The sequence below is a fragment of the Enterococcus sp. RTP21361st1_A6_RTP21361_211029 genome, assembly GCF_040910045.1.
Classification (GTDB): Bacteria; Bacillota; Bacilli; order Lactobacillales; family Enterococcaceae; genus Enterococcus_D; species Enterococcus_D gallinarum.
The window spans coordinates 1-25652 of sequence record NZ_JBDGBK010000023.1 but is presented as its reverse complement, the minus strand read 5'-3'; the positions used below and the strand labels follow the sequence as shown (position 1 = coordinate 25652).

Here is a 25652-nt window from a genome sequence, read left to right as displayed (position 1 = left end):
GTTACAGCTCCTTTTTTTTACCATCAGTGACGTTGAGTAATATAGGCAGCTATAGGTTTACTATATTTCTCAAAAAGTTTTTGCTTTTCAGAAGGGTTCTGACCTTGATTAAAATATTCAGCCAGTAAATAACCGATATAGGGACCTGTGGTTAATCCAGAAGACCCCAGTCCGCTGGCGACCACTAATCCTGGCTCACTGGGAAGCAGTCCAAAAAATGGCGCAAAGTCAGAAGTATAGGCCCGTGTTCCTACGCGAACTGTCATTGGCGCAGCAAACAATTTCTCGGGGGCTGCCAAAAATGAACCGATGCCAGTCAGCAATTGTTGCTTTGCTGCTTCAGTGGGAGTCAGATCCCAACCGCCATCATTTTCGTGAGTCGCTCCTAAAAGGATCTTCCCATTCGCAAAAGGAATCAAATCGCCTTCGCCTTCTAACATCGCCACTGGCCAATCTTTTGCTGACGCTGTCGTTTCGAAGGAGAGCAGCTGTCCTTTTTGGGGACGAACATCGACGTGGTAGTTCAAGTGTTCTAACAGTTGGCCTAATCCTGGTCCGGCGGTTAAACAAACATGATCCGCTGGGATTTCTGCGTATGTAGTAGAAACGACCCAATTTTTTTCTTTATAAAGTCTAGCCTTCCCTTGGACGAAAACGACCCCATTGGTACGGGCCCGTTCTTCTAGGAACGCTAGATAAGCAGCGCCATCTAGTCGACCTCCTCCGGAAATTTTCAAAGCCGGTAGTGGTTTGAGCAAAGGTAAAGCTTGCTGCGTTTCAGCAGGAGAAAGACAGGTGATTTGACCGATTTCCGGTGCCTCTTTGCGCCGTTCCTCCGCCAGTTCCGCTAATGCTGCCAACTGATTTTCTGGGCGAATGATCAATGTACCTGAGCGTTGATAAATATCTGTGGTCAGTGAGAAATCTTGTGCCAATTTTTCGAAAAAAGCAGCCCCATCTTTAGCTAATTGATACCATCGTTTGTTTCGCCGTTTCGAAAGCCAGGGGGAAATGATCCCGGCACTCGCTTTAGTAGCTTGTCCCGTAGGGTCGTCAACCACGGTCACTTGGTACTTCGTCGTATCTAGATAATTTGCTAAGGTCATCCCAATGATGCCGCCACCGATAATTACGATTTTTTCCATAAAACTGCAAACTCCTTTTTTGTTTCAATCATTGTTCCATATTCTTCTCAAAAAATCAAAGACTGAAAGTTTCTGTCGAAAGTGATTCCCAAACTGTTCCCATTTCAAATGACTGGATTTTCTCGTATAATGGACATGGAAAAGAGGATATTATGCAATCAATCAATCAAGTTTTAAGAGATAAATTCGGTTATACCAGCTTTCGGGAAGGTCAAGAATCAATCATCAATGCCATTCTTTCTCATCAAAATGTTTTAGGCATCATGCCGACTGGCGGAGGAAAATCTGTATGTTATCAGCTCCCAGCTTTATTGTTAGACGGTCTGACATTAGTTATTTCACCATTGATTTCATTGATGAAAGATCAAGTAGATGCATTGAATGACATGGGTATCCCGGCCGCTTATATCAATAGTACCTTATCAGCTCCGGAAATCAACCAACGGTTAAGGCAAGCATCGAAAGGAAAAATCAACCTCCTGTATGTCGCTCCAGAGCGTTTGGAATCAGATCATTTTCGCGAATTGCTGCGCTATGTTCCTATATCCCTACTCGCTGTTGATGAAGCCCACTGTATTTCACAATGGGGACATGATTTTCGTCCTAGCTATTTACGCTTAGCGGAAACGATACATAGTTTTGATCAGCGGCCAACGGTGGTGGCATTGACAGCTACAGCAACGCCAAAAGTTGCCCAAGATATTGAACGACTGTTGCTGATTCCACCAGAGAACCAAGTGAAAACGGGCTTTGCTCGCGAAAATCTATCTTTTGAAGTTATCAAAGAGCAGAAAGATACTTATTTGCTGACCTATTTAAAGATGAACAAAGGACAATCAGGGATTATTTATGCCAGCACACGCAAAGAAGTCGAACGAATCTATCGTTTATTGAAACAACAATCTATCAATGCTGGACGCTATCATGGCGGATTAACTGAAGAAGAACGTACGCAAAACCAAGAAGATTTTCTTTTTGATCGTCTTCAAGTGATGGTAGCAACCAATGCTTTTGGTATGGGAATCAACAAAAGCAATGTGCGCTTTGTGATCCACGCCCAAATCCCCGGTAATTTAGAATCTTATTATCAAGAAGCCGGACGTGCCGGACGAGATGGTGAACCTAGCGAAGCCATTTTATTATACGCTCCGCAGGATTTGCAGATTCAGCAGTTTTTTATCGATCAATCTGAGTCCGATATTCAGTATCGTCAAAATGAATACCTCAAGTTGAGAGAAATGAGTCAATATGGGCATACACAAATGTGTCTTCAACGTTACATATTGCGGTATTTTGGGGAAGACGGTCCCGATTGTGGCCGCTGCAGCAATTGCTTAGATGAACGAGAACAGGTAGATATCACCGTTGAGACGCAAAAAGTGTTGTCCTGTGTGAAACGAATGGGTGAACGTTTTGGCAAAGCGTTAGTGGGGAAAGTGTTGACCGGATCAGCAGATCAGAAAGTCACCCAATGGGGATTTGAAAAATTGCCAACCTATGGTTTGTTGAAAGATTGGTCACAAAAAGAAGTCAATCAACTCATTGACTACTTAACCGCATCAGGCTATTTAGTCCCTTCGGAAGGACAATACCCCCTGCTCAGTGTGTCAGCTGCCGGTGTAGAGGTTCTTTTAGGCAAGGCAAAGGTTTACCGGAAACAAGCCAAAGTACGTCAATTGGTCGTCGATGACGAATTGTTTGACCAATTACGTTCCCTGCGATTGACGCTCGCACAAGAACAAAACTTGCCGCCGTATGTCGTCTTTTCGGACAAGACATTGCGGGAACTTGCGGAGCAGCAGCCTAAAACTCCTATCGAATTTCTACAGATCAAAGGTGTTGGTCAAAACAAGTTAGATAAATACGGTGATGCGTTTCTGGCTGTGTTGAAAGAATACCGAGAAACAACAGAAAAATAGTGCTGCTTTACGATTCAGGAAAAAACAAGGAGAAACCAAGATGCTGAAGATTCGTTATGCGCAAAAAAGGGATATGACATTCTGGTTAGAACTAGATAATCATTTGTCAAAAGCAGGATTAGCAAAAAAGTTCCAAGATCAACAGGCGTTGATCTTGACCGATGAGGAAGAACCTGTGGGGATTCTTCGCTACCAATTGTTTTGGGATACCATTCCCTTTTGTACCATGCTGGTGGTCAACGAATCCCAGCAGAGAAAAGGGAGAGGAAGGCACTTCCTCCGCCTTTGGGAAGCAGAAATGCGGAAACAAAGGTATGGGATGTGTATGGCCTCTACTCAGTCTGATGAGAGCAGTCAGCATTTCTATCGAAAATGTGGCTACAAAGATGCCGGTGGGTTGCTTATGGACGTACCAGGTTTTGAACAGCCGTTGGAATTGTTTTTTGTGAAGCCGTTGTCGATACAGCCTCAATCTGTAGAATCAGAAGAATGAAAAAATAGGAGCGATAGGCATGTCTTTTTTTGGAAAAATAGATTTCAACGATTTATCAGAGACGGATCGAGCAATTTATCATTATATGTCCAGTCAAAGTGACAAGATTCCTTATATGCGGGTGAGAGAAATCGCCATCGAATCCCATACATCGGCCTCTTCTGTGATGCGCTTTATTCGTAAATTAGGCTATGAAAGTTTTACGGAGTTTCGGTCGCATGCTAAGATGCCTCAGGTTGAAAATGCTGATATACTTAGCGGAAGCACGTTATTAAGCGCTGATCATTTTCCTAAAAACATTGAGAGTAAATTGAGACGAGTGGCTGAGAAACTGATTGAGTGTGAGAATATTATTTTTTATGGTATTGGTGCTTCTGCATCAATGTGCGAGTATGCTGCGCGTCGATTTTCAACTTTAGGCTGTAATAGTTTTGCATTAGTCGATCATACATATCCGATTTTTGCAAAACTAAAAAATACATCTGATAATATGGTATTTGCGTTATCTATTACAGGAGGGACAACTGAAATCATAGAGTTGTTTAACGGATTTAAAAACAACCCGGACTTTACAACGGTCGTAATCACAAGCGATTCTGCAAGCACACTGGGTAGAATGAGCGATTTTGTATTAGATTATTCGGTTGATGTGAAGAGAATTAATAAGCACGAGGATTTAACAAGTCAAATTCCCTGTATGTTTTTGATTGAAGCCTTATCAGAGGCTGTGCGCCAACTCATTACATTTGATAGAGATTGAAATTATTCATGACCTTGGTACTTCGTGTACCAAGGTGCTTTTTTTTCTAATTTGCTTCTCGTGTACCGATTTATTAGTAAATGCACGATGAATATCGGACTTTTTGTATACTCAAGGAGAATAAAGAGAGGATGAAGAATCATGAATACATTTCCAGAAAATTTTTTATGGGGTGGAGCTGTTGCCGCACATCAAGTTGAAGTTGTGTGGAATGTTGAGGGTAAAGGTGTAAGTATTGCAGATGTGATGACCGCATGAGGAAATGGTATTTCCAGAGAAATTACAGATGGTGTTATAGAAAATAGGTATTATCCAAATCATGAAGCTATTGATTTTTATCATCTTTACAAAGAGGATATTCAATTGTTTAAGGAATTGGGTCTTAAAGTATTGCGCACATCTATCAATTGGACAAGAATTTTTCCAACTGGCGATGACAAAGAACCAAACGAAAAAGGGCTTAAATTCTAAGATGATCTATTTGATGAATTACTTGCAAATGGTATTGAGCCAGTCATCACCTTATCGCATTTCGAAATTTCCTTTCACCTATATAAAGCTTATGGTGGATTTAAGAATAAACAATTAATTCCTTTTTTTACTCGTTATGCGGAAAGTGTTATGACGAGATACAAAAACAAAGTCAAATATTGGATGACTTTCAATGAAATCAATAACCAAGCTGATGGATAACATAATTTACACACCTGGACTAATTCTGCTTTTTTATTTGATCAAAATAAGACCCAAGCGAATAAGGAAGAGATAATTTATCAAGGTGCTATAAATGAATTGATTGCGAGTGCACAAGTTGTTAAGTTAGGACACAAAATTAACCCCAAATTTCAAATTGGATGTATGGTGGCAAACGTTCCAGTGTATCCATATTCTAGTAAACCTGAAGATCAGATGTCGGCACAGAAAGAAATGAATAGACGTTTTTTTTATAGTGATGTCCATGCTAGAGGAGAGATACCCCAATATGTCCTAAAGAAATGGGATCGGAAAAACTATTCTATTGATATCTCAGATGAAGAAAAGAAGATATTAAAAGAAGGTAAAGTTGATTATATCGGCTTTAGTTATTATATGTCAGGCACTGCCACTACTCTGGATGAGAATGGCGAGTTGATCAATGATTTTTCAAAAGCCAAATGGTTAAGCAACCCACATGTGAAAGCAAGTGATTGGGGTTGGCAAATTGATCCTGTTGGGATGAGATACACTTTGAATATCCTTGACCAACGGTATCAGATACCTTTGTTTAGTGTTGAAAATGGGTTTGGGGCCTGTGATACAGTCGAAAATGATGAAATTCATGATCAATATCGTATTGATTATATCCATGCACATATAGCAGAAATGAAAAAAGCTGTCTTAGAGGATGGAGTTAATTTGTTAGGTTACACACCTTGGGGAATCATAGATATAGTGAGTTTTGGTTCAGGTGAAATGGAGAAGCGTTATGGCATGATTTATGTAGATAAAAACAATGACGGAAAAGGTACACTAAAGCGGTTAAAAAAAGATTCATTTAAATGGTACCAAAATTTATCGCATCAAATGGAGCAGACATCTGATGATTGGTACAAGGGGTTTCATTAAGGTACAGAAGCCATTAAGCTGGTACAGCAACCAACCTTGATGAAACCCATTGAATGTGAAAACGTTTTTATTTATAGTTTGTTTATAATGTTGATAAAAAAAAACGTTTTTATGTGGTGATGATAATGAATACACGAACAACAATCCGAGACGTTGCAAAAGAAGCAAATGTGTCAATCGCAACAGTTTCAAAAGCGTTAAATGGCGTTGATGTTGTTAAAGCATCGACGAAAGCAAAGGTCATAGCAGCTGCGAAGAACCTTCATTATGTGCCTAATCTTATGGGAAAGGAATTAAAGAAAAGTAGGACGAAAAGAATCGGATTTTATACCACAAGTATTACTGGTCCGTATTTTAGTGTTCTGATTGAATCCATAGCAAGAGAAGTTGAAAAACATGGTTACGCTTTAAATGTGTTTATTTCAATGGAAAAAGAAGTTGTCTTGACGAGTATTCTGGGAGGTGCTGTAGATGGATTTATTGGATTTGAAGATATGCTTGATGAAGAAGATCTTGAGATAATCAGAAATGAATCCGTCAATGCCGTTTTTATTGATCGTAATATTCAAGATCATACATTTGGTAGTATTGTTTTCAATTCCAATGAAAGCGCTGAATATGCAACATCTTATCTGATAGCGAAAGGCCATCGTAATATTGCATTCGTCAAAGGCTTTGATGGTGTTTATGATAGCGATGAACGATTCAAGGGATATCAGCAAGCACTAAGAAAAGCACACATTCCTCTAAAGCCGCATTATCTAATAGAAGGAAGATTTGAAGAAAATTTCGCATATCAATCGACAGAAAAATTTTTGCATAAGCAAAAAGATTTACCGACAGCATTTCTAGCGGGAAATGATCTTAGTGCTATCGGCGTAACCAAAGCGATTGAACATGCAGGCTATCATGTGCCGAATGATTTTAGTGTTGTTGGGTTTGATGGAATCGAGCTGTTGAAATATTTTCGACCGTCTTTAACAACAATTGTGAACCCAATCAAAGAACAAGGGGAGCTTGCAACGCAACATTTAGTAAAGCTGATCAATGGGGATGTTTCAGGAAAATCCTTTGTATTAAATGGAAGATTGGTTGAGGGCGAATCAGTATATCAGTTTAATAGAAATGAGTGATATAAATGTATTTGGGAATAGATATTGGTGGAACTACAATCAAATATGGATTTATTGATGATAAAGGACAAGTTTATTGTAAGCAGAGTATCAAAACGATCGATAATAGACATCAATTCTTGGTAAACCTACAAACAATTATTGAAGAGAGTCAGAGGCAAGAACCAATTGAAGGGATTGGAATCAGCGCACCAGGAATTATTGATCAACACGGCACAATGATTACAGCAGGAGCAATCAAGTCCATCTATGGTGTTCGTCTAAAGCAAGAATTACAGAAGATAACGAAAGTACCAATTGTTATCGAAAATGATGCCAATGCTGCTGCTATCGCAGAACAATGGATTGGCCATGCTCAAGGGATTCCCAATTACATATGTATGGTTCTAGGAACAGGCATAGGTGGCGGTATTATTTATCAAAATGAATTGATCAAAGGTGCCCATGGCATGGCAGGCGAATTTGGCTGGATGGTTATTAAGGAAATTAATGAAAGCGTTGACATAGAGGCGATGTCTTTGAATCAGCGTGCAGCAGTGATTGGTGGTTTATGTTCTCGTTATAATGAAATAATGTTAAAGAAAGATTCAAAGTTCGAACCAATTTGGGATGCAAAAGAAATTTTTGCTAAAGAAGAGGATGACGATATTGCCCACGACCTCATTCATAGTTTTTATGAAGATCTATCTGTCGGCATATTGAACTTGATCAGTTGTTTTGATCCCGAATTGGTATTGATTGGTGGTGGCATAAGTGCAAACACGTTATTTTTAGAGCGATTGAGCTCCACCATTTCAAAAATGACAGAAAGACATCAAAGTATTCATTATTTAGTGGGAAAAACGATCGCACCTATCAAAGCAGCTAAATTGATGAATGATGCTGGCATGGTTGGAGCAGTATATCAAGTAAAGAAACTGATTCTAAATGAGGCAACAATAAACTGAAAGTGAGGGGAACAGATGGAAACTTCCGTGCAAAATGCAAAACGCTCTACTAATAAGATAAAAAAGTGGTTCTCTGTTTTTTTTGAACAATGGGAATTGCAAAGTATGGTCTGGCCAGGAATTATCTTTATGATCATTTTTAACTTTATTCCTATCTATGGGCTGATCATTGCCTTCAAAAGATATACAGTCATCGACACACTTGAAACAGCACCTTGGGTCGGCTTTGAAAATTTTCAGATCATATTAAATGATAAATTTTTTTGGGGATCAGTTGTAAACACGCTTGGTATCAGCTTCTTGAAGCTACTGATAGGTTTTGTTTTACCGATTATCTTAGCAATCTTGATTTTTGAACTCAGACAAGGTGTATTTAAAAAATTGGTCCAAACAATCTCTTACATGCCTTATTTTCTATCATGGATTGTTCTAGGCGGTATGTTGATTAATTGGCTGTCAACAAATGGATTACTCAATACAATATTGAGTGGACTTGGTTTTTCAATCAAACATGAAAACTATCTTTTATCAACGAATAAATACTGGTGGATTGCGGTATTGTCAGATATATGGAAAAACACTGGTTGGGGTACGATTTTATACTTAGCTACGTTATCTAAAATTGATCCCTCATATTACGAAGCAGCAAAAATAGATGGGGCAACTAGGTTTCAACAAATTATGAAAATTACATTACCAATGCTAAAAGGAATCATTAGCTTAAATTTGATTCTGACTATAAGTGGATTACTGGGATCCAACTTAGATCAGACAATGGTTTTGATGAATAATCAAAATCAAGCGAAGGCGGAAGTGATTAATTCATATGTATTTAGAATGGGGATAGCGCAAGGCGATTTTTCTTATGCTACTGCAGTTGGATTAGGTGTGTCAATTGTATCAGTAATTTTATTGGTATGTTCAAATCAAATGACCAAACGACTAAATGACAATACGTCCGTATTGTAGAAAGGAGCGTTGTATGGAAAAAAAAGTGATGAAAAAGGATGTAGATAGTCGTTTATTCGACATTTTCAATATTTTGATCTTAACCATTTTCACCTTGATTATCGTTATTCCTTTATGGAATGTGGTGGTATCATCATTCGCCTCTGGAAGTGTTCTTGCTAAAGGTGACTTTGTATTCTGGCCTTCTGAACTGTCACTAGAGAATTATCGAGCAGTATTCAGAGATGGGAGTATGTTGCAAGCTTTCTTTATTTCAGTTTCTAAAACAATCTTTGGTGTTTTAACACATGTATTTTTCTGTGCCATGATGGCTTATGCTATGAGCAAAGCAAATCTGAAAGGCAGAAAATTATATTCTGCGATGGGTATCACTACGATGTTTTTTTCAGGTGGAATGATTCCTACGTACTTATTGTTTAGACAAATAGGTTTGTTAAATAGCTTCTGGGTTTATATTATACCAGCGCTGTTAAGTTATTATGACGTCATTATATTAATGAATTTTTTTAGAAATGTACCCGATTCATTAGAGGAATCGGCAATGATTGATGGTGCAGGTCATTGGCGCATTTTTTTGCAAATATTTTTACCTCTGTCCAAACCAGCTCTAGCAACAATTGCCTTGTTTAATGGGGTAAACCAATGGAATGACTTTATGACAGCTAGAATTTTTATTACTGATAAGGCTCTTTACCCATTACAAATGAAACTATATGAGATCATTGTTCAATCACAGACACAAGGGATGCAAAACATCGGAACGGCTGTGGCAGAAAGTACAACCAAAGGTGTCCAACTTGCTACAATCGTGGTCACAATGATTCCAATTCTGATTATTTATCCATTACTCCAAAAACATTTCATTGCTGGAATGATGGTCGGAGCTGTTAAAGAATAGAAAAGGGGAAAACAAAAAATGAAAAACTTGAGAAATTTAGTTTTGCTGTTTAGTTCGGTGTTGTTGCTAGGTGCATGTGGAGGGGGAGAAGATAACGCAAGTCAAGAAGCAAAGGATGTAGATATTAGTGAGCGTTATAATCTAGATAAAAATACGCCAGCATGGCAATTGGATAATAAGGAAGAAGTCACAGAACTGACATGGTATGTTAATGCTGATTGGTGGAATGATGAATGGGGAAATGATGTCGTTACAAAAAAAATGGAAGAAGATTTGAACATCAAAGTCAAATTTATCAAAGGTGATGATACTAACTTAAATACAATGTTTTCAAGCAATGATATGGCAGATATCGTCACAATTTTTGATTCAAACTCACAAGTTGCGCAAAAAGCTGATAGTTGGGCCTATTCATTAGATGAACTTGCAGATAAATATGATCCTTATTGGCAAACTGTAGCTGCAAAAGACACATTAAATTGGTTTCAATTAGATGATGGAAAAACGTATGGATATCCCAATTATTCTAATACAGCAGAAGATTATGATAGCGGTTTAATTCCTGCTAACACAAACTTTTTGATTCGAAAAGATGTATATAAGGCAATTGGTGAGAATAATTTTGAAACTGCGGATGATTTCATAGCGGGAATGAAATCTATCAAAGAGAAATATCCAGAACTTGTTCCCTTTGGTTTCAATGCGTTGGGTGATGGGGCTGGATCTTTAGGTGATGTTTTCCAAGACTATTTGGGTGTTGATCTAGAAACAAAAGAGGGTAATTTTTATAACCGTAATCTAGATCAAGAGTATTTAAACTGGTTAAAAGTGTTGCGTCAAATTCATGAGGATGGAAATTTGTCGGATGATAGTTTTTCTGATGATGGTACAGCTTTTGAAGAAAAAGTGAAATCCGGTCAATACGCCACAATTATGGCTAGTGGTACAGCACAAATGAGTGGTTTTTTACAAAGCTGGTTAGCTGAAAATCCTAATGGTGAGTACATTGCAATCAATGGACCACAAAATAGTGAAGGGAAAGAGCCTAAATTAAATCAAAGTGGTATTACTGGTTGGATGATCAATTATATTAGTAAAAGTGCTAAAGATCCAGCTAAGGCCATGCAAATCTTCACTTATTTACAAAGTGAATACGGCGGCATTCTAACTACTTTTGGTATTGAAGGAGAGACTTTCCAATATGACAATGATGGTAAAATTGAATTACTGCCAGAAGTGCAAGAGATGAAAGATAATGATTCAGATCGATTCAAAAAAGAGTATCGACTAAGTGAGTTTATTTTCTTTGGTCATGATAAATATCAATCAATGGCTAGTGAAAGTACTCAGACACCTGCCTTGATACAGCCAAGAGAATGGGGAGAAGGAAAATTATACCCTCATTTTATTCTAGAAAATATTGATCCTAGTTCAGGGACTCAAGAAGCACGTAATCTCTCTGCAATCAATACAAATTGGTATACAACATTAGTCTGTTTGATTCGCTCTTCTTCAGAAGAAGAATTTGATCAAGTAATCTCTTCATATTCAACATTTTTAGATCAAAATGGTTGGTCAGATATTGAGGCAATTAGAAACGAGAAAATTGCTGAGAATAAAGAGAAATTAGGCATCGAATAAAAAGGTGGTAGTCAGTAATGAAACAAATATTTAATATTGATGGTGAAGTATACAGTTTCCTACAAAAAATATATCAAATGATGCTATTAAATCTATTAATCATCTTTTCTAGTTTGCCAATCATCACAGTGCCTTGTGCATTGATTACTGGCTACCAGCTTTTAAAAGAATACAATCAGCAAGAAGTTACCCTAACAAAATACTTCATGCTGTTTAGAAAAAATCTGATTCTTTCATTCAGGTTAATCATCGCTTTCTGGGTGATCTTTTTCTTACTGTTTCTTTTACTAGCATTCACTAGAAGAACTATATTTCAATTTTTGATATTACTTTTTATTGCATTTTTTATTGTGTTTCTTTCGAATGTATTCATTGTTTGTACCAGCCAAATGTCCATTCGGTCCATAGTGGAGTTTTCATTAGGGATAACGTTAAAATACGTAGGTTGTAATATTATTGGCTTAGCGATAATGCTTAGTAGTTTTGTTTTACCTGTGTTTTTACCTAGATTAGCATTAGTATGGGCGTTATTTGGAATAAGTATTCCTATGGTTTTTCAAGTTATGATCCATAAGCAAATTATGAAGCATGTAACTACAAATCAAATAGAACAGGAGTGATCCATTGAGTTTTGAATATTACACGACAACAGATGAAATGAATATGTTTCAGCTTGAACAATCTCCGTTTACACAAAATAAAAATGAGTTTGAAATCAATGTCAATAGCCATCAAACTTTTCAGAAAATTGATGGATGGGGAACTTCTTTGACAGATTCTTCTGCATATTTAGTTGATAAATGTTTATCTGAAGAGCAACAAATCGCAGTCATGGAAGCGTTATTTGATTCAAAAAAAGGAATCGGTCTTTCAATTCTACGAAACCCAATGGGTGCATCTGACTATGCGCGGCATATTTATAGTTATGATGATATGGAAAAAGATCAAACAGATGAGAATCTGATTCATTTTTCTATCGCACAAGATGAAGAAAGTATCATTCCCCTAACAAAATATGCTAAGAAAATGAATCCTGAACTAAAATTATTTATGTCTCCTTGGAGTGCTCCTGGATGGATGAAAGATTCTCAACAAATGATTGGTGGAAAATTGTTGTTGAAGTATTATGATACATATGCCCATTACTTCAAAAAAGTGATTGACAGTTATCATATGCATGGATTAGATATATATGCGATTACACCACAAAATGAACCGTTGTTTGTGCCACCGAATTACCCAGGAATGGAGATGCTGGCGGATGAACAAGCAACTTTTGTTGCTAAATACTTAAAACCTTTGTTTAATGATAATAACATTCGGACAAAAATATTAGGCTATGATCATAACTGGGATAGAATTGATTATCCATTAGAAATTTTGGATAAGGCAGAAGCGGCCTTTGATGGCATAGCTTGGCACTGGTATGGTGGTAATGTAATTAATCAATCAAGAGTTGCTCTATTTTATCCAGATAAAGAAATTCATTTTACTGAGGGATCTGGAGGAGATTGGATACCAGCCTTTGAACCAGCTTTCAGTAATCTAATGAGAACAGGGATCAACATTTTTAGAAATGGTGCAAAATCTATGACGCTTTGGAATTTAGCGCTAGACGAAAATAATGGACCTACTGTTCCGGGATTTGGAAAAAGTACTTGTCGCGGCCTTGTAAAAGTGGATCAACAAACGAAAAACTATGAATTGACACTTGATTATTTTGGTCTGGCTCATTTCAGTAAATTTGTCCGCCCTGAATCTGTTCGAATTGAAAGCTCGAATGATCGGCATATCCAAAGTGTTGCCTTTCAGAATAATAATAAATCCATTGTTGTTATTTTGTTTAACGATAGTGAAAAGGATGCATCTGTTAAGATAACGATAGATACTTATTCAATGGATACAATCTATTTGTCAGCGAAAACTGCGATGACGATTAGAGAAATATCTAATAACGAGGAGTAGGCGGAAAATGATCTGTTTGAATCGTTATGTTTCTAAAAATCATGATGCGGAAAATGGGAAAATCGTCTTTGCTGGTTCTTCTTTAATGGAAGAATTTCCTTTGGAACAATTGTTTCTCGATAAAGAAATAATTGTTTATAACCGCGGAATTAGTGGAGCAACTTCTAAAGACTATCTTGAAATTTTTGATCGATTGATACTCTCTATACAACCTGTACATCTATTGATCAATATTGGGTCAAATGATCTAGCAGACGAGTGTTTTGAGGATAGTCACTTATTAGATAGCTACCGCCAAATTTTCAGTAAATTGAAGAAAAGTCTACCACAATGTGCAGTTACTTTTATTAAGTTTTATCCAGTAAATACCGGAATAATGCAAGACGTTTCAAAAAAACAAGGCGAGCAATGGCTACTGCAGGCTTCAAAGTATAGAATCAATAGCCGTGTGATTGAAGCAAGTGAGAAAATCAGCAAGCTTGCCGATTCAAATGGATATGAGACGATTGAAGTCAATAATTTGCTTATAGATGAAACTAAACAGCTTGATGCTTTGAATACCAAAGATGGCATACATTTAACAGAAGCTGCATATAGAAAAATTTTCCCTTTGATATATCAACATGTGGATTTAGTACGAAAGGTGAATAAAGAAGCATCGGATGGTAAGAAATGACCATTCGATGCTTCTTTTTATGAAACACATTCCAATCTATGTAACAGGTTGATTTGAAAGCGATTTCTATAGGAATGTCCTTCAAACTTACCTATAATAAACCTACCGATAAAAAAGCAAAGGAGTATCATCAATGAAAGAAAAAATGATGGATGCGATGCAGAAGTTTTCAAAAGCCATGTTTGTACCGGTTCTGATTTTGCCAATTGCTGGGATCTTGATTGCCATTGGCAATGTTTTTACCAATGTTCGTTTGATCGAACGTTTTCCATTTTTGGATAACCCAATCACCACAGGTTTTGGCAGCATTCTCTCTGCCTCACTTTTACCGATCTTAACGAATCTCGGCATCATATTTTGTGTAGGGATCGCTCTTGGTCTGGCCAAAAAGAAAAAGGCGGAAGCGGCGTTTACTGCATTACTAGGCTATCTGGTGTTTTTATATGCCATGAACAAATTTATGGAACTTCGAGGGATGCTTGTAGCCGCCGATGCACTCCAAGGATCAGGACAAGCACTGGTTTTAGGGGTTCAAGTCTTAGATATGGGGGTATTTTTAGGGATCATCTTAGGGATCATCGTTGCATTGATCCACAACCGTTTCATCGACACTACCTTCAATAATGCTTTTCAAGTCTATGGCGGGGCTCGCTTTGTCTTCATTGTTTTGATTGCAGTTGTTGTATTGTTCGCCATCCTTTCTTCGATCGTATGGCCGGTGATTCAAACGAGGATTGATGGATTAGGCGGCATTATTCAAGAAACAGGAAACTTCGGTATCTTCTTATACGGGACGCTAGAAAGATTATTGATTCCAACTGGACTCCATCATTTGATCTATACACCATTTCTATATACTTCCCTTGGAGGCGTCGCTGAAGTTGGGGGCCAAGTCTTCGAAGGGGCTCGGAACATTTACTTTGCAGAAATTGCGGATCCGGCAGTAAAGGTTCTCTCGCAAAGTGTCATCTGGGATGCACGAGGAATTTCAAAAATGTTTGGCTTACTTGGTGCCTGTCTAGCTATGTATCAGACCGCAAAACCAGAGAATAGAGTCAAGGTCAAAGCTATTTTGATCCCAGCAGTGGTGACTTCCTTTATTGCTGGGGTAACGGAACCGATCGAATTTTCGTTTATGTTCGTTGCACCAGTTTTGTTCGTGATCCATTCCGCATTAAGTGGACTGAGTATGGTTGCATTGAATATTTTTGGCTCAAGAGCGATTGGTCCGAATGGCTTTATTGATTTCCTTTTGTATAACTTGCCGTTAGGGATTGAAAAGACTCGCTGGCCCATCTATATCGCCGTTGGCATAGTATTTTTCTTTCTCTATTATGCTCTTTTCCGCTTTTTGATTACCAAAATGAATTTGAAAACAGTCGGTCGGGAAGATGAAGGGAATGAAACAAAATTGTATTCAAAAAAAGAGTACAAAGAGAAACGGTTAGCAGGAGCTGGTGTTGGAGTGACGGCAGAAGTAATCCCTTCATCTGTACCAACGGACTCGATTTCAGCATTGATCACGAAAGGTTTAGGTGGAGACAGTAATATTAAAACGATTGACAACTGTTACACACGATTGCGTTTGAAACTAAAAAATCCAGAACTAGTGGATGAGACATTGCTAAAAGAAGAAACCCAAGCCAAAGGCGTTATCAAGAATGGTGAGAATGTCCATGTTGTTTATGGATTGACTGTACCAAAAGTACGAGAAGAATTAGAAAAGTTTCTTGGACGAGAAGGAGAGATTGAATGATGAAGAATTTTTCAGTAGTGATTGCCGGTGGAGGAAGTACCTTCACACCAGGGATCGTGATGATGCTGTTAGATAATCAAAACCGCTTCCCATTGAGAAAGCTGACACTTTATGATAATGATGAAGCGCGACAAAGAACTTTAGGTGAAGCATTGACGATCTTATTAAAAGAACAGGCACCACAGATCGAATTTTCTTATACGACGGATCCGCAAGCAGCTTTTACTGGTGCTGATTTTTGTATGGCTCATATTCGAGTAGGCAAATATGACATGCGGGAAAAAGACGAGAAGGTTCCTCTACGCCATGGTGTGTTCGGTCAAGAGACTTGCGGACCTGGCGGTATCGCTTATGGTATGCGCAGTATCACCGGAATGTTGGAAATCATTGATTATATGGAAACGTATTCGCCAGATTGCTGGATGTTAAATTATTCGAATCCGGCAGCGATTGTAGCAGAAGCCTGTCGTGTGTTGCGACCTGACGCAAAAGTGTTGAATATTTGCGATATGCCAGTGGGCACCTTGCGACGGATGTCGCAAATTATTGATAAAAATCCAGCAGACTTAGAAGTTCGTTATTTTGGCTTGAATCATTTTGGCTGGTGGACCAGCATCAAGGACAAAGAAGGCAACGAATACATCCAACAAATCAGGGAATATGTTGCACAGAATGGCTATCTCACTCAAGTTGAAGTGGACACCCAACATACAGATCCTAGTTGGCAAGAAACCCACAAAAAAGCCAAAGATCTTTTGGCTCTGACACCAGAGTATTTGCCAAATACGTATTTAAAATATTACTTATACCCAGATTACGTTTATGATCATATGAAAGAGCATCCCGAATATACGCGTTCGAATGAGGTCATGGAAGGAAGAGAAAAGCGAGTCTTCGACCATGCGAAAAAAATCATCGAACAAGGATCGGCAGAGGGTATCGCATTTGAAATCGATGCTCATGCAACCTTTATTGTGGATCTGGCACGAGCAATTGCGTTCAATACGCATGAACGAATGGTCATGATTGTTGAGAATAACGGGGCAATCGCTAACTTTCCTGATGATGCCATGGTGGAAGTTCCTTGTATCGTTGGCTCTGATGGACCAGAAGCTTTGGCACAAGGCAAGATACCATCTTTCCAACAAGCCTTGATGTTCCAACAAGTCACTGTGGAAAAATTAGTGGTGGAGGCATATGTGGAAAAGAGTTACCAAAAAATGTGGCAGGCGTTAACCCTTTCCAAAACCATTCCTAGCGCAAAAGTAGCCAAAGATCTCTTAGATGATCTGGTCTCAGAAAATGGTGATTATTGGCCGGGACTCCACTAAAATGTTTCACATGCTGAGAAACATTTCTGATCAAAAGATGTCACTTTGAAAAACCTTACAACAATTAGTGTTCGCTAAAAAGTCTGAGGATGACAGAGGAGATAGAGGATCTGAATGATAAACGAGAGGGAGTGCATCTGTGGTGCAGTAGTTGATGGCTGCAAGCTGGATGTTTGCCAACCCTCTTGTCAATCATTCGGATTTTTTTGCTGGAATCACTGACATTCTAAATGTTTATCAAGAATTCAAAGGGAGATGAGCAATGGTCTTTTTGTGGGGATCTTTTTTAAGTATGCTAAAATAGAAATGAATTAGCAGAGATAAGGGAGCGAGAGGAATGTTTTTAGGGATTGATATTGGAACGACGGCAATAAAAATCGGTTTGTTGGAAGAACGGAAAATCATTTATCAACGTTCTTTTCCTATTTATACCAAAACAGAAAAAGGTCGCACACAGTCTGCGTCAGAAATCATAGCTGTACTTTTGAAAGGGATCACGGCGATTCCCTCCTCTTTACGAGAGCAAATAACAGTGATTGGGTTCAGTACAGCGATGCATAGTCTAATGCCAGTGATAAATGAGAAATTTGAAGAAATCTATATTTGGTCAGATAATCAGGCTAGCCAAGTGATTGCAGAGTTTCGTCAATCCTCATTGTCAGAATCGTTTTATCGGCAGACTGGGACACCGATCCATGCGATGTCGCCATTTGCTAAGTTGCTTCACTTCAAATCCGCTGGCGGTTTTGATGGCAAGACAAAATGGTATGGGCTGAAAGAATTGGTGATGCTTTTATTTACCGGAGCTCCTTGGATCGACCGAAGTACTGCATCGGCAACAGGCCTCTACTCCCTTGAAGAAAAAAATTGGAGTCAAGAGATTCTTCACTATTTGGACCTTTCCATTGAACAGTTTGCGCCAATCTGTGACACGACCGATCGGTTTCCTATTGCTGCGTCCGCTGCCGCTCGCTATGGATTGAATGAAACAGTAGAGATCATGTGCGGCGCCAGTGATGGCTGTTTGGCGGCTTATGCAGGGTATGTATCGACTGGAATCAAAAATAGTTTGACGATCGGCACTAGTGCTGCTGTTCGAAAGGTGACGGATCAACCGGTGTTCGATCAGCGGCAAAATTTTTGTTATTACCTTAAAGAAGGTCAATATGTCATTGGTGCTCCGTCGAATAATGGGGGGTGCGTCCTTGCTTGGATCAAAGAAACATTGGCACAAGATCCTGACACTTTCTATGAAAGCCTCCCAAGAATCATTGAAGAAACCATAATCGGCAGCCATGGTCTGCGCTTTTTTCCGTTTATCAATGGGGAACGGGCTCCTTATTGGACATCTGATATCAAGGCGTCTTATCATGGTTTGACGATTCAACATACTCGGGCAGATATGATTCGTGGAGCAATTGAGGGGATGTTGTTGAATATTGGTGTTTTAAAAGAAATGGCAGCAATTACCGATGAAGTGACGATCAGCGGTGGCGTTTTCCAATCGAAAGCCATTGCACAATTAACAGCTGATATCTTGGGCGTGACATGTTATTTGTCACCGGCAAACGAACCAATTTTTGGTCTTTATGATCTTTATTTTGGTCATCGTTTGGCAGCGAGAGACCACTTGCAGACCATTACGCCGAATCAAAAAACGAGCGCAGCCTACGCGTCGCTCGCTGAACATTATTTTGACTAGCAGAAAGGGTTGCGGCTGAAGTATCAGCGAGATTGAACAACAAGATTGAACAACAAGATTGAACGACCTGAAAGCAACTGAATGGCTTCATTTATCGAGTAGATGCGAAGCGAGCCAGCCAGATAGCAGGGGTGATCCTAGATTTTTTTGGCTATTCCATATGTTGAAGCCCCGGACTCTTTTAGTTGATTTCGGCAGTAAATGCCTCTACGAGGTACTCCATTAGCAGTAAAAGCTTTCCGTAAAAACTCGTATATTGGATGTTCTGCGTATCATATGGTCGTTCATCAGTGACACCAAAAGAAAAATTTGCTAGTTGATGGGCTCGGTGTTCACCATTGCCGCAGAAAAGGACAGTGGGGATTTGATGATCATTCGCTAGTTGCATTTTTTCTAGCACTTTCTGTGTCTCCCCCGATTTAGAAATCGTGATCAGCATACTGATGTTGTCGATATTATTACTAATGATACCGCCGGAATCAGAAGCACTCACCAGTAAAGTTTTAATACCATTAACCAACATTTTTTTATGAAGGTATTCTGCTATGATACCAGAAAAGCCAGTGGCATAAATGGTAATGAATTTATCATTGTTTTGAGCATAAATTTCTTTGATCGCATCAATAGAGGCTGCAATGCCTTCTGTGTTGATCTGATAGTTAATGGCTGCTTCAGTGGTCATTTGACGATTCAGCCGATTTTTTAAGAAATAAAGTAATTCCAAATAGCCGGAAAAACCTAATTTTTGTGCTAATCGCACCAGTGTTGCTGGAGAAGTATAAAGCTCTTGCGCGATTTTTCGCAAAGGGACGCCTTCGATTTTGTCCGTATGAGACACCAAATAAGTGAGGATGTGCTGCTCGCTTTCGGAAATTTTTTTTCCTTTGGTCAATACATTTAAGTCCATGCTATTGCTCCTTTTCGTGGTAATATCATCATACAATGAAGAGAAACAGAAAGTAAAACTTTTTTCTTTATCCTTTTTTTAAACAACCTTCTTACACCGTCTTCGCAAGAGAAGATGGATAAGTTTGGTTGTTTATTTCATTATAAGAGATTATAATTTCTTATATAGAAAAAACAAAGGTGGAATACAAATGACGAAACCCTATGGGACTGTTTTGATTAAAGCCGCGAAAATCATGGATTATCTTGCGGAAGAACCCAACAAATCGTTGCAAGAGATTGCAGCTGCTACAGACTTAACCAATTCAACCGCGTTAAAGATTCTCGAAACATTACAGCTGATCGGCTATGTTGCAAAGGACAAGCAAAAAGAATACCGCTTAGGATCTAAACTCGTCAAATATGCCAATAAAAATATTCAAGAACTTGACTTGGTAGAGATCAGCCTGCCATTTTTGGAAGAATTGCAGGAAAAAGCCGATGAGACGATCCATTTGGGGGTTTTGACAGCGAATGAAATCTTGTATGTCAATAAACTGGAACCTCAAAATCAAACCATTCGCATGTCGTCGAAGGTGGGAATTTCAAGACCTTTATATAGCTCAGCGATGGGGAAAGCTGTATTAGCAGAATTCGATGAGACAAGCTATGAAGCTTATTTAGATGAAACACCTTTACAACCTTATACTGAGAACACCATCACGAATGTTCTTAAATTAAATCAAGAGTTAAGAGAAGTGCGTCAGCTGAAGATCGCTTTTGATGATGAAGAAATGGAGAAAGAGATTTTTTGTATCGGCGCGGCTCTTTTGAAAGATGAGGAAATTGTCGGTGCTTTCTCAGTCAGTCTGCCAAAATACCGATTGACCGAGAGCTATAAACAAACATTGCTTCAAGAAATACGTGCCACAAAAGATAAAATCGAAGCAGCCATTTGAAATACTTTTGGAAACCCCTTGCAAAAGAAAAAAGACCAGGTATAATAAAGATAAGATTTCTTTATAATAAAACTTAATTTCCAAATAGGAAATTAAGAACGGAGGGGTTTATGAAAAAAGTAGAGCGATTATCAAAGTTAAAAGCCTGTGGAATCGTTGCAGTCGTTCGAGGCACCACAAGGCAAGAAGCGCTGGAAGCTAGTCGTGCCATCGTCCGAGGCGGTATTAAAGGAATTGAATTGACCTTCACGGTTCCGCAAGCTGCTGAAGTGATTGCAGAGTTAGTCAATGACTATCAAGAGGACCAAGAAGTGATCATAGGAGCTGGCACGGTACTTGACGCAGTGACTGCCCGCTTAGCGATTATGGCTGGCGCAGAATATATCGTCAGTCCGACATTTGATCGCGATACAGCTGAGATTTGTAATTTGTATCAAGTACCTTATTTGCCAGGCTGTATGACGATCACTGAAATGAAAGAAGCCTTGAAATCAGGCGCAGACATCATCAAGCTGTTTCCAGGAAGTGCCTATGGTCCTAGTATCATTTCCGCTTTCAAAGCACCATTGCCCCAATTGAATATTATGCCTACTGGCGGAGTCAGCTTGGAAAATATGTCTGAGTGGTTCAATGCCGGAGTGGTCGCTGTTGGTGTCGGTGGTAATTTGTTAGCGCCAGCTGCTAGTGGTGATTTCGAGAAAGTGACAGCGGTTGCTTCACAATATGTGGCCAAGTTAAATGACATTCGAGGTAACTGAGATGACTAGAATTATTACCTTAGGCGAGATTATGTTGCGCTTATCGACTAGTTCTGGTGTACGCTTGGAGCAAAGCGGACGTTTTGCTGCACACTATGGCGGTGGTGAAGCAAATGTTGCTATCTCTTTAGCTAACTATGGGCACGACGTCTCTTTTGCAAGTAAAGTCCCGGCAAATGATCTCGGAAAAGCTGTTACCCATCATTTACGCAATTACGGAGTGGATTGCAGTCTGCTTCTAAGCGGTGGTCCCCGGCTGGGAACTTACTATATGGAATCTGGAGTAGGAGAACGTGCAGCAAAAGTCATTTATGACCGTGCAGGGTCAAGTTTTGCGGAAATCAAGACCAATGAATGGTCAGAAGCGATCTTTAAAGATGTCGCACTTTTCCATGTATCCGGCATTACACCAGCGTTATCCGAGACGTGGCGGGATTTGACCCTTTCACTTGTTAAGCGTGCGAAAAAAGCAGGTTGCAAAATCAGTTTCGATATCAATTATCGTGGCAAACTGTGGACGACAAATGAAGCCGCCGCCTTTCTAAAGGAAATCCTTCCTTTGGTCGATTATTGTTCGGCGGGCAAGTTGGATGCACAAGTTTTTATGGAGATTCCAGCCTATACAGGGCAAGGAAATGAGTTGCTGTATTATTACCAACAAATGAACCAGCGTTATCCGAATATTGAACTGTTTTATTCGACAAAACGAGAAGTGCTTTCCGCCAGTGCTAATACATTGATGGGTACTCTTTGGCATAACGGCCAATATGCAGCTTCTCAAGAACACCGCATCGATCCTATTGTTGATCGAGTAGGCGGAGGGGATGCTTTTTGTGCAGGCGTCCTGCATGGCATTCTAAGTGGGTATTCCTCTCAGGAAACCATTGACTTTGCTACCGCAGCATCTGCATTAAAGCACACGATTCATGGAGATTGTAATCAATTTACAGAAGCGGAAGTAGCTGAATTTTTAGCAGCCGGATCTGGAAAAATCATTCGCTAGGAGGAACCAGCATGCAAGAAATGGAAACCCGTTATACACACAGCCCAGAAGATATTCGACACTATAGTACCGAACAATTACGCAATGAATTTTTGGTAGAGAAAATTTTTGTACCCGGAACGATCCAGTTGACTTATACCCATAATGATCGCATGATCTTTGGCGGAGTAACGCCTACGGATCAACCATTAGAGTTTCAATTGAGCAAAGAGTTAGGCGTAGAATACTTTTTGGAACGCCGTGAACTAGGTGTGATCAATATTGGCGGTGCGGGAACCATTGAAATTGACGGCACCAAAGAAGACATGAAAAAGCAAGACGGATACTATATCGGAAAAGAAACGAAACATGTAGTCTTTTCTTCAAAAGATCCAAATGATCCGGCGAAATTCTATGTATCCAGTGTACCGGCACATCATAAATACCCGAATGTAAAAATCAGTATCGATCAGGTCAAACCAATGGAAACAGGTGAAGGCTTAACGCTGAATGAACGGAAGATTTATCAGTATATTCATCCGAATGTGTGTGAAAGTTGCCAGTTGCAAATGGGGTATACGATTTTAGAACCAGGTAGCGCTTGGAATACGATGCCTTGTCATACCCATGAACGCCGTATGGAAGCCTATGTTTATTTTGATTTTGCCAATGAGGACACAAAAGTTTTCCATATGATGGGTAAACCAGATGAAACCAAACATTTAGTAGTCGCAGAAGAGCAAGCAGTCATTTCCCCAAGTTGGTCGATCCATTCTGGAGTCGGAACAAGCAACTATTCCTTTATTTGGGCAATGTGCGGGGAGAACATCACATACACAGATATGGACATGGTTCCCATGGATGAGTTGAAATAATAAAAGAAAGAAGGATGAAGATGGATTTTTCAATGGATCACTTTCGTTTAGATGGCAAGATTGCATTAGTTACCGGCGCAGTTTATGGGATTGGCTTTACGATCGCCCAATCTTTGGCAGCAGCTGGTGCAACGATCGTCTTTAATAATTTAACACAAGAATCAGTCGATGAAGGCATAAAAAATTATCAAGCAGCCGGCATCAAAGCCCATGGCTATGTCTGTGATGTCACCGATGAAGCAGCAGTCAATGAAATGGTCAAAACCATAGAGGAAGAAGTAGGTGTCATTGATATCTTAGTCAACAATGCAGGGATCATCAAACGGATCCCAATGTTGGAGATGTCAGCCGCTGATTTCCGTCAGGTAGTTGATGTTGATTTGAATGCGCCATTCATCGTTTCTAAAGCCGTTTTGCCTTCCATGATCAAAAAAGGACATGGCAAAATTATCAATATTTGTTCTATGATGAGTGAACTTGGCCGCGAAACCGTTGCTGGTTATGCAGCTGCTAAAGGTGGGCTTAAAATGCTAACCAAAAACATTTGTTCTGAGTTTGGTGAAGCAAACATTCAGTGTAACGGCATTGGCCCTGGTTATATCGCGACACCGCAAACTGCACCATTAAGAGAGATCCAACCAGATGGATCTCGTCATCCCTTTGATCAGTTCATTGTGGCAAAAACGCCAGCAGCGCGTTGGGGAGAGCCCGTAGACTTAGCCGGTCCTGCTGTCTTCTTGGCTTCTGACGCTTCCAATTTTGTCAACGGACATGTTCTCTATGTGGACGGTGGTATTTTGGCTTATATTGGCAAACAGCCTGAGTAATCCTCCTAAGTTCCTGATTTCTAAAACAGGCGAACTTAGCAATCAAAAAAGCTCCTATTCTTCGCACATCCTCAATGGATTTTGCAAAGAGTAGGGGTTTTCTTTGTCGAATTTTCCGATAAAAAAATGAATGGGAGAACCTCTTCTCTGAGAAGGCGGATCGTGGTTCTAGCCAAGTTCGATCAAGAAGAAGGGGGGGAGCCGCTTACTAAAGAACCAACAGTTAGTTTTCTTGCAGCTTTGCTCTAGTTTTTTTCTTTATTTGATAAATTTTTTAGACTATTCAATTGTCAGTGGATATGAGTAAATAGATTAGGGGTTCTATCGATTTTCCACTAAATCAATTGATAGGAGGATTAAGATGAAAAAATGGTTTCTAGTAGCAATGCTATTTATTTGTAGTGTCTTTGTTAGTACGCAAAAGGCAGCTGCCCAAACGGAGGGCTCGATCACAGATTCCTCTTATTATCGCAACGCTTTAACCGAGAAGATTCCTGCAGATCATGCTTTTATTATGAGAAATGGTGAATCAACCACGATAGAAAAAGTGTCTGGAGTCGTGAATAGTGAAAGAATAGTTACTGGGATTAATTCTGTAAAAGAGAGCGCTGCTCTGATAAGAAATGTTGGGTATTATCAAGGGCAACCGGTCAATGTCAAGGTGACTGTCAAGATGTTGGAACCTTCAGGTGCGGATATGCTTATCACGAAAAACGAATTTCTAAGATTGAAAATATGGGCAAATGGTACATCAGAAATCACCTATGAATTTTTAGACGATAAGATGCAGCCAATTCAACTAAAGACGACTTTTAATGAAATGGGTTTGAACAAATGGAAAGACATACGAATTCCTCAGGCTGCTACTGCCATAGAACATATCTTTGCTGCTCCCGATTCCACGATCCAATACAGCGAAGACGAGCAAGGCACTTTGACGTTAAAAGGACAAGGAAACGCAGATAATTGGTCAGATGATGCTTGTAAACTGGCAATCACAACAAAATCTATCACTAGCCACTCAGAACATCGAAAACAATGAAGTGATCACTCGTTTCCAACAAACAGTTCCTTACACTGAAACAAACAATTCTCGAACAACTTTATCTTACAGAATCGAAAATCCAGATCAAAATCAGTTTCAATTAAAAGGAGTCGAGATCAAAGATTTTTCTGGAACGGATCGAACAAATTGGTTTGACCAGACCATCGATGATGAGGGGAATTTGCTTGTTCATGCAAAAGCTTCTACACTAAAAAACCGGGCCTTTTATGACAATAGTTATCAGTTTATCATTCACCACACCTTCACTGGAAGTGCAGAACAACCGGTCGATCCTGCACTGATCGAGAATGACTGTTTTCAACTTCAACCAATTCTTTATGAAGATATTGGTGATGGTGAACAGTTAATCGGAAAACTTTC

Annotated in this window: 22 protein-coding genes and 2 pseudogenes; 22 read left to right on the top strand and 2 right to left on the bottom strand. The window is 39.3% G+C overall.

The genetic code is table 11. From position 1 onward, the window contains the following. Window positions 1–23: 23 nt before the first annotated feature. Entirely contained in the window at window positions 24–1145 is a 1122-nt protein-coding gene (locus tag AB5Z52_RS06180) for an FAD-binding oxidoreductase (RefSeq protein ID WP_005472432.1), read from the bottom strand. Window positions 1146–1297: 152 nt separating this feature from the next. Here AB5Z52_RS06180 and recQ point away from each other — a divergent pair, with 152 nt between their 5' ends. From recQ to AB5Z52_RS06105, 15 genes and pseudogenes are all read left to right on the top strand, one after another. Further along, window positions 1298–3064 (top strand): DNA helicase RecQ, encoded by a 1767-nt coding sequence (gene recQ / locus AB5Z52_RS06175; protein WP_288551403.1) that lies wholly within the window; start codon window positions 1298–1300, stop codon window positions 3062–3064. A gap of 40 nt (window positions 3065–3104) precedes the next feature. Next, entirely contained in the window at window positions 3105–3557 is a 453-nt protein-coding gene (locus AB5Z52_RS06170; protein ID WP_005472434.1) for a GNAT family N-acetyltransferase, read from the top strand. A 19-nt stretch (window positions 3558–3576) separates the two neighbouring features. Continuing rightward, window positions 3577–4317, top strand: a complete 741-nt coding sequence (locus AB5Z52_RS06165; RefSeq protein WP_003127132.1) for a MurR/RpiR family transcriptional regulator — start codon at window positions 3577–3579, stop codon at window positions 4315–4317. 141 nt (window positions 4318–4458) lie between these two features. Further along, window positions 4459–5897 (top strand): annotated as a pseudogene (locus AB5Z52_RS06160) (6-phospho-beta-glucosidase). A gap of 150 nt (window positions 5898–6047) precedes the next feature. Continuing rightward, the gene (locus tag AB5Z52_RS06155; RefSeq protein ID WP_041119258.1) at window positions 6048–7055 is read left to right on the top strand and encodes a LacI family DNA-binding transcriptional regulator; all 1008 of its coding nucleotides are present in this window, start codon (window positions 6048–6050) and stop codon (window positions 7053–7055) included. A 5-nt stretch (window positions 7056–7060) separates the two neighbouring features. Next, window positions 7061–8002: an ROK family protein gene (locus tag AB5Z52_RS06150; RefSeq protein WP_005472441.1), complete on the top strand. Its 942-nt coding sequence runs from the start codon at window positions 7061–7063 to the stop codon at window positions 8000–8002. A gap of 15 nt (window positions 8003–8017) precedes the next feature. Continuing rightward, the gene (locus tag AB5Z52_RS06145) at window positions 8018–8971 is read left to right on the top strand and encodes a sugar ABC transporter permease (RefSeq protein ID WP_003127138.1); all 954 of its coding nucleotides are present in this window, start codon (window positions 8018–8020) and stop codon (window positions 8969–8971) included. Window positions 8972–8999: 28 nt separating this feature from the next. Then, complete coding sequence (locus AB5Z52_RS06140; protein WP_368243177.1) at window positions 9000–9869, top strand: carbohydrate ABC transporter permease; 870 nt, start codon at window positions 9000–9002, stop codon at window positions 9867–9869. Window positions 9870–9887: 18 nt separating this feature from the next. Beyond that, window positions 9888–11510 carry a hypothetical protein gene (locus tag AB5Z52_RS06135; protein ID WP_003127140.1) on the top strand — a complete coding sequence of 541 codons (1623 nt, stop codon included), beginning with the start codon at window positions 9888–9890 and terminating at the stop codon, window positions 11508–11510. Window positions 11511–11527: 17 nt separating this feature from the next. Then, entirely contained in the window at window positions 11528–12130 is a 603-nt protein-coding gene (locus tag AB5Z52_RS06130; protein WP_003127141.1) for a hypothetical protein, read from the top strand. A 4-nt stretch (window positions 12131–12134) separates the two neighbouring features. Further along, window positions 12135–13475, top strand: coding sequence for a glycoside hydrolase family 30 beta sandwich domain-containing protein (locus AB5Z52_RS06125; protein ID WP_003127142.1), 1341 nt, complete (start codon window positions 12135–12137; stop codon window positions 13473–13475). A gap of 7 nt (window positions 13476–13482) precedes the next feature. Then, on the top strand, window positions 13483–14151 hold the full coding sequence (locus tag AB5Z52_RS06120) for a GDSL-type esterase/lipase family protein (protein ID WP_003127144.1): 669 nt from the start codon (window positions 13483–13485) through the stop codon (window positions 14149–14151). Between the two features lie 133 nt (window positions 14152–14284). Further along, on the top strand, window positions 14285–15907 hold the full coding sequence (locus AB5Z52_RS06115) for a PTS transporter subunit EIIC (protein WP_288551402.1): 1623 nt from the start codon (window positions 14285–14287) through the stop codon (window positions 15905–15907). After that, on the top strand, window positions 15904–17238 hold the full coding sequence (locus AB5Z52_RS06110) for a 6-phospho-alpha-glucosidase (protein ID WP_196774967.1): 1335 nt from the start codon (window positions 15904–15906) through the stop codon (window positions 17236–17238). The genes AB5Z52_RS06115 and AB5Z52_RS06110 overlap by 4 nt, the downstream gene beginning before the upstream one ends. A gap of 337 nt (window positions 17239–17575) precedes the next feature. Continuing rightward, entirely contained in the window at window positions 17576–18940 is a 1365-nt protein-coding gene (locus AB5Z52_RS06105) for a gluconokinase (RefSeq protein WP_003127147.1), read from the top strand. Between the two features lie 181 nt (window positions 18941–19121). Here AB5Z52_RS06105 and AB5Z52_RS06100 read toward each other — a convergent pair whose 3' ends face one another. Then, complete coding sequence (locus AB5Z52_RS06100) at window positions 19122–19847, bottom strand: MurR/RpiR family transcriptional regulator (RefSeq protein WP_005472443.1); 726 nt, start codon at window positions 19845–19847, stop codon at window positions 19122–19124. Between the two features lie 184 nt (window positions 19848–20031). Here AB5Z52_RS06100 and AB5Z52_RS06095 point away from each other — a divergent pair, with 184 nt between their 5' ends. The 7 genes and pseudogenes from AB5Z52_RS06095 to AB5Z52_RS06065 form a co-directional block, all read left to right on the top strand. Next, a complete protein-coding gene (locus AB5Z52_RS06095) occupies window positions 20032–20784 on the top strand; it encodes an IclR family transcriptional regulator (protein ID WP_029486913.1) in 753 nt (250 codons plus the stop codon). A 110-nt stretch (window positions 20785–20894) separates the two neighbouring features. Continuing rightward, entirely contained in the window at window positions 20895–21542 is a 648-nt protein-coding gene (locus AB5Z52_RS06090) for a bifunctional 4-hydroxy-2-oxoglutarate aldolase/2-dehydro-3-deoxy-phosphogluconate aldolase (RefSeq protein WP_003127150.1), read from the top strand. Window position 21543: 1 nt separating this feature from the next. Further along, a complete protein-coding gene (locus AB5Z52_RS06085) occupies window positions 21544–22545 on the top strand; it encodes a sugar kinase (RefSeq protein ID WP_003127151.1) in 1002 nt (333 codons plus the stop codon). An 11-nt stretch (window positions 22546–22556) separates the two neighbouring features. After that, on the top strand, window positions 22557–23399 hold the full coding sequence (kduI, locus tag AB5Z52_RS06080) for a 5-dehydro-4-deoxy-D-glucuronate isomerase (protein ID WP_005472445.1): 843 nt from the start codon (window positions 22557–22559) through the stop codon (window positions 23397–23399). A 20-nt stretch (window positions 23400–23419) separates the two neighbouring features. Then, window positions 23420–24226 (top strand): gluconate 5-dehydrogenase, encoded by an 807-nt coding sequence (locus AB5Z52_RS06075; RefSeq protein WP_005472446.1) that lies wholly within the window; start codon window positions 23420–23422, stop codon window positions 24224–24226. Window positions 24227–24587: 361 nt separating this feature from the next. After that, window positions 24588–25268, top strand: coding sequence for a hypothetical protein (locus AB5Z52_RS06070; protein WP_021151003.1), 681 nt, complete (start codon window positions 24588–24590; stop codon window positions 25266–25268). Next, window positions 25201–25652 (top strand): annotated as a pseudogene (locus tag AB5Z52_RS06065) (hypothetical protein); the annotation flags it as partial. The gene AB5Z52_RS06070 and the pseudogene AB5Z52_RS06065, both read left to right, overlap by 68 nt.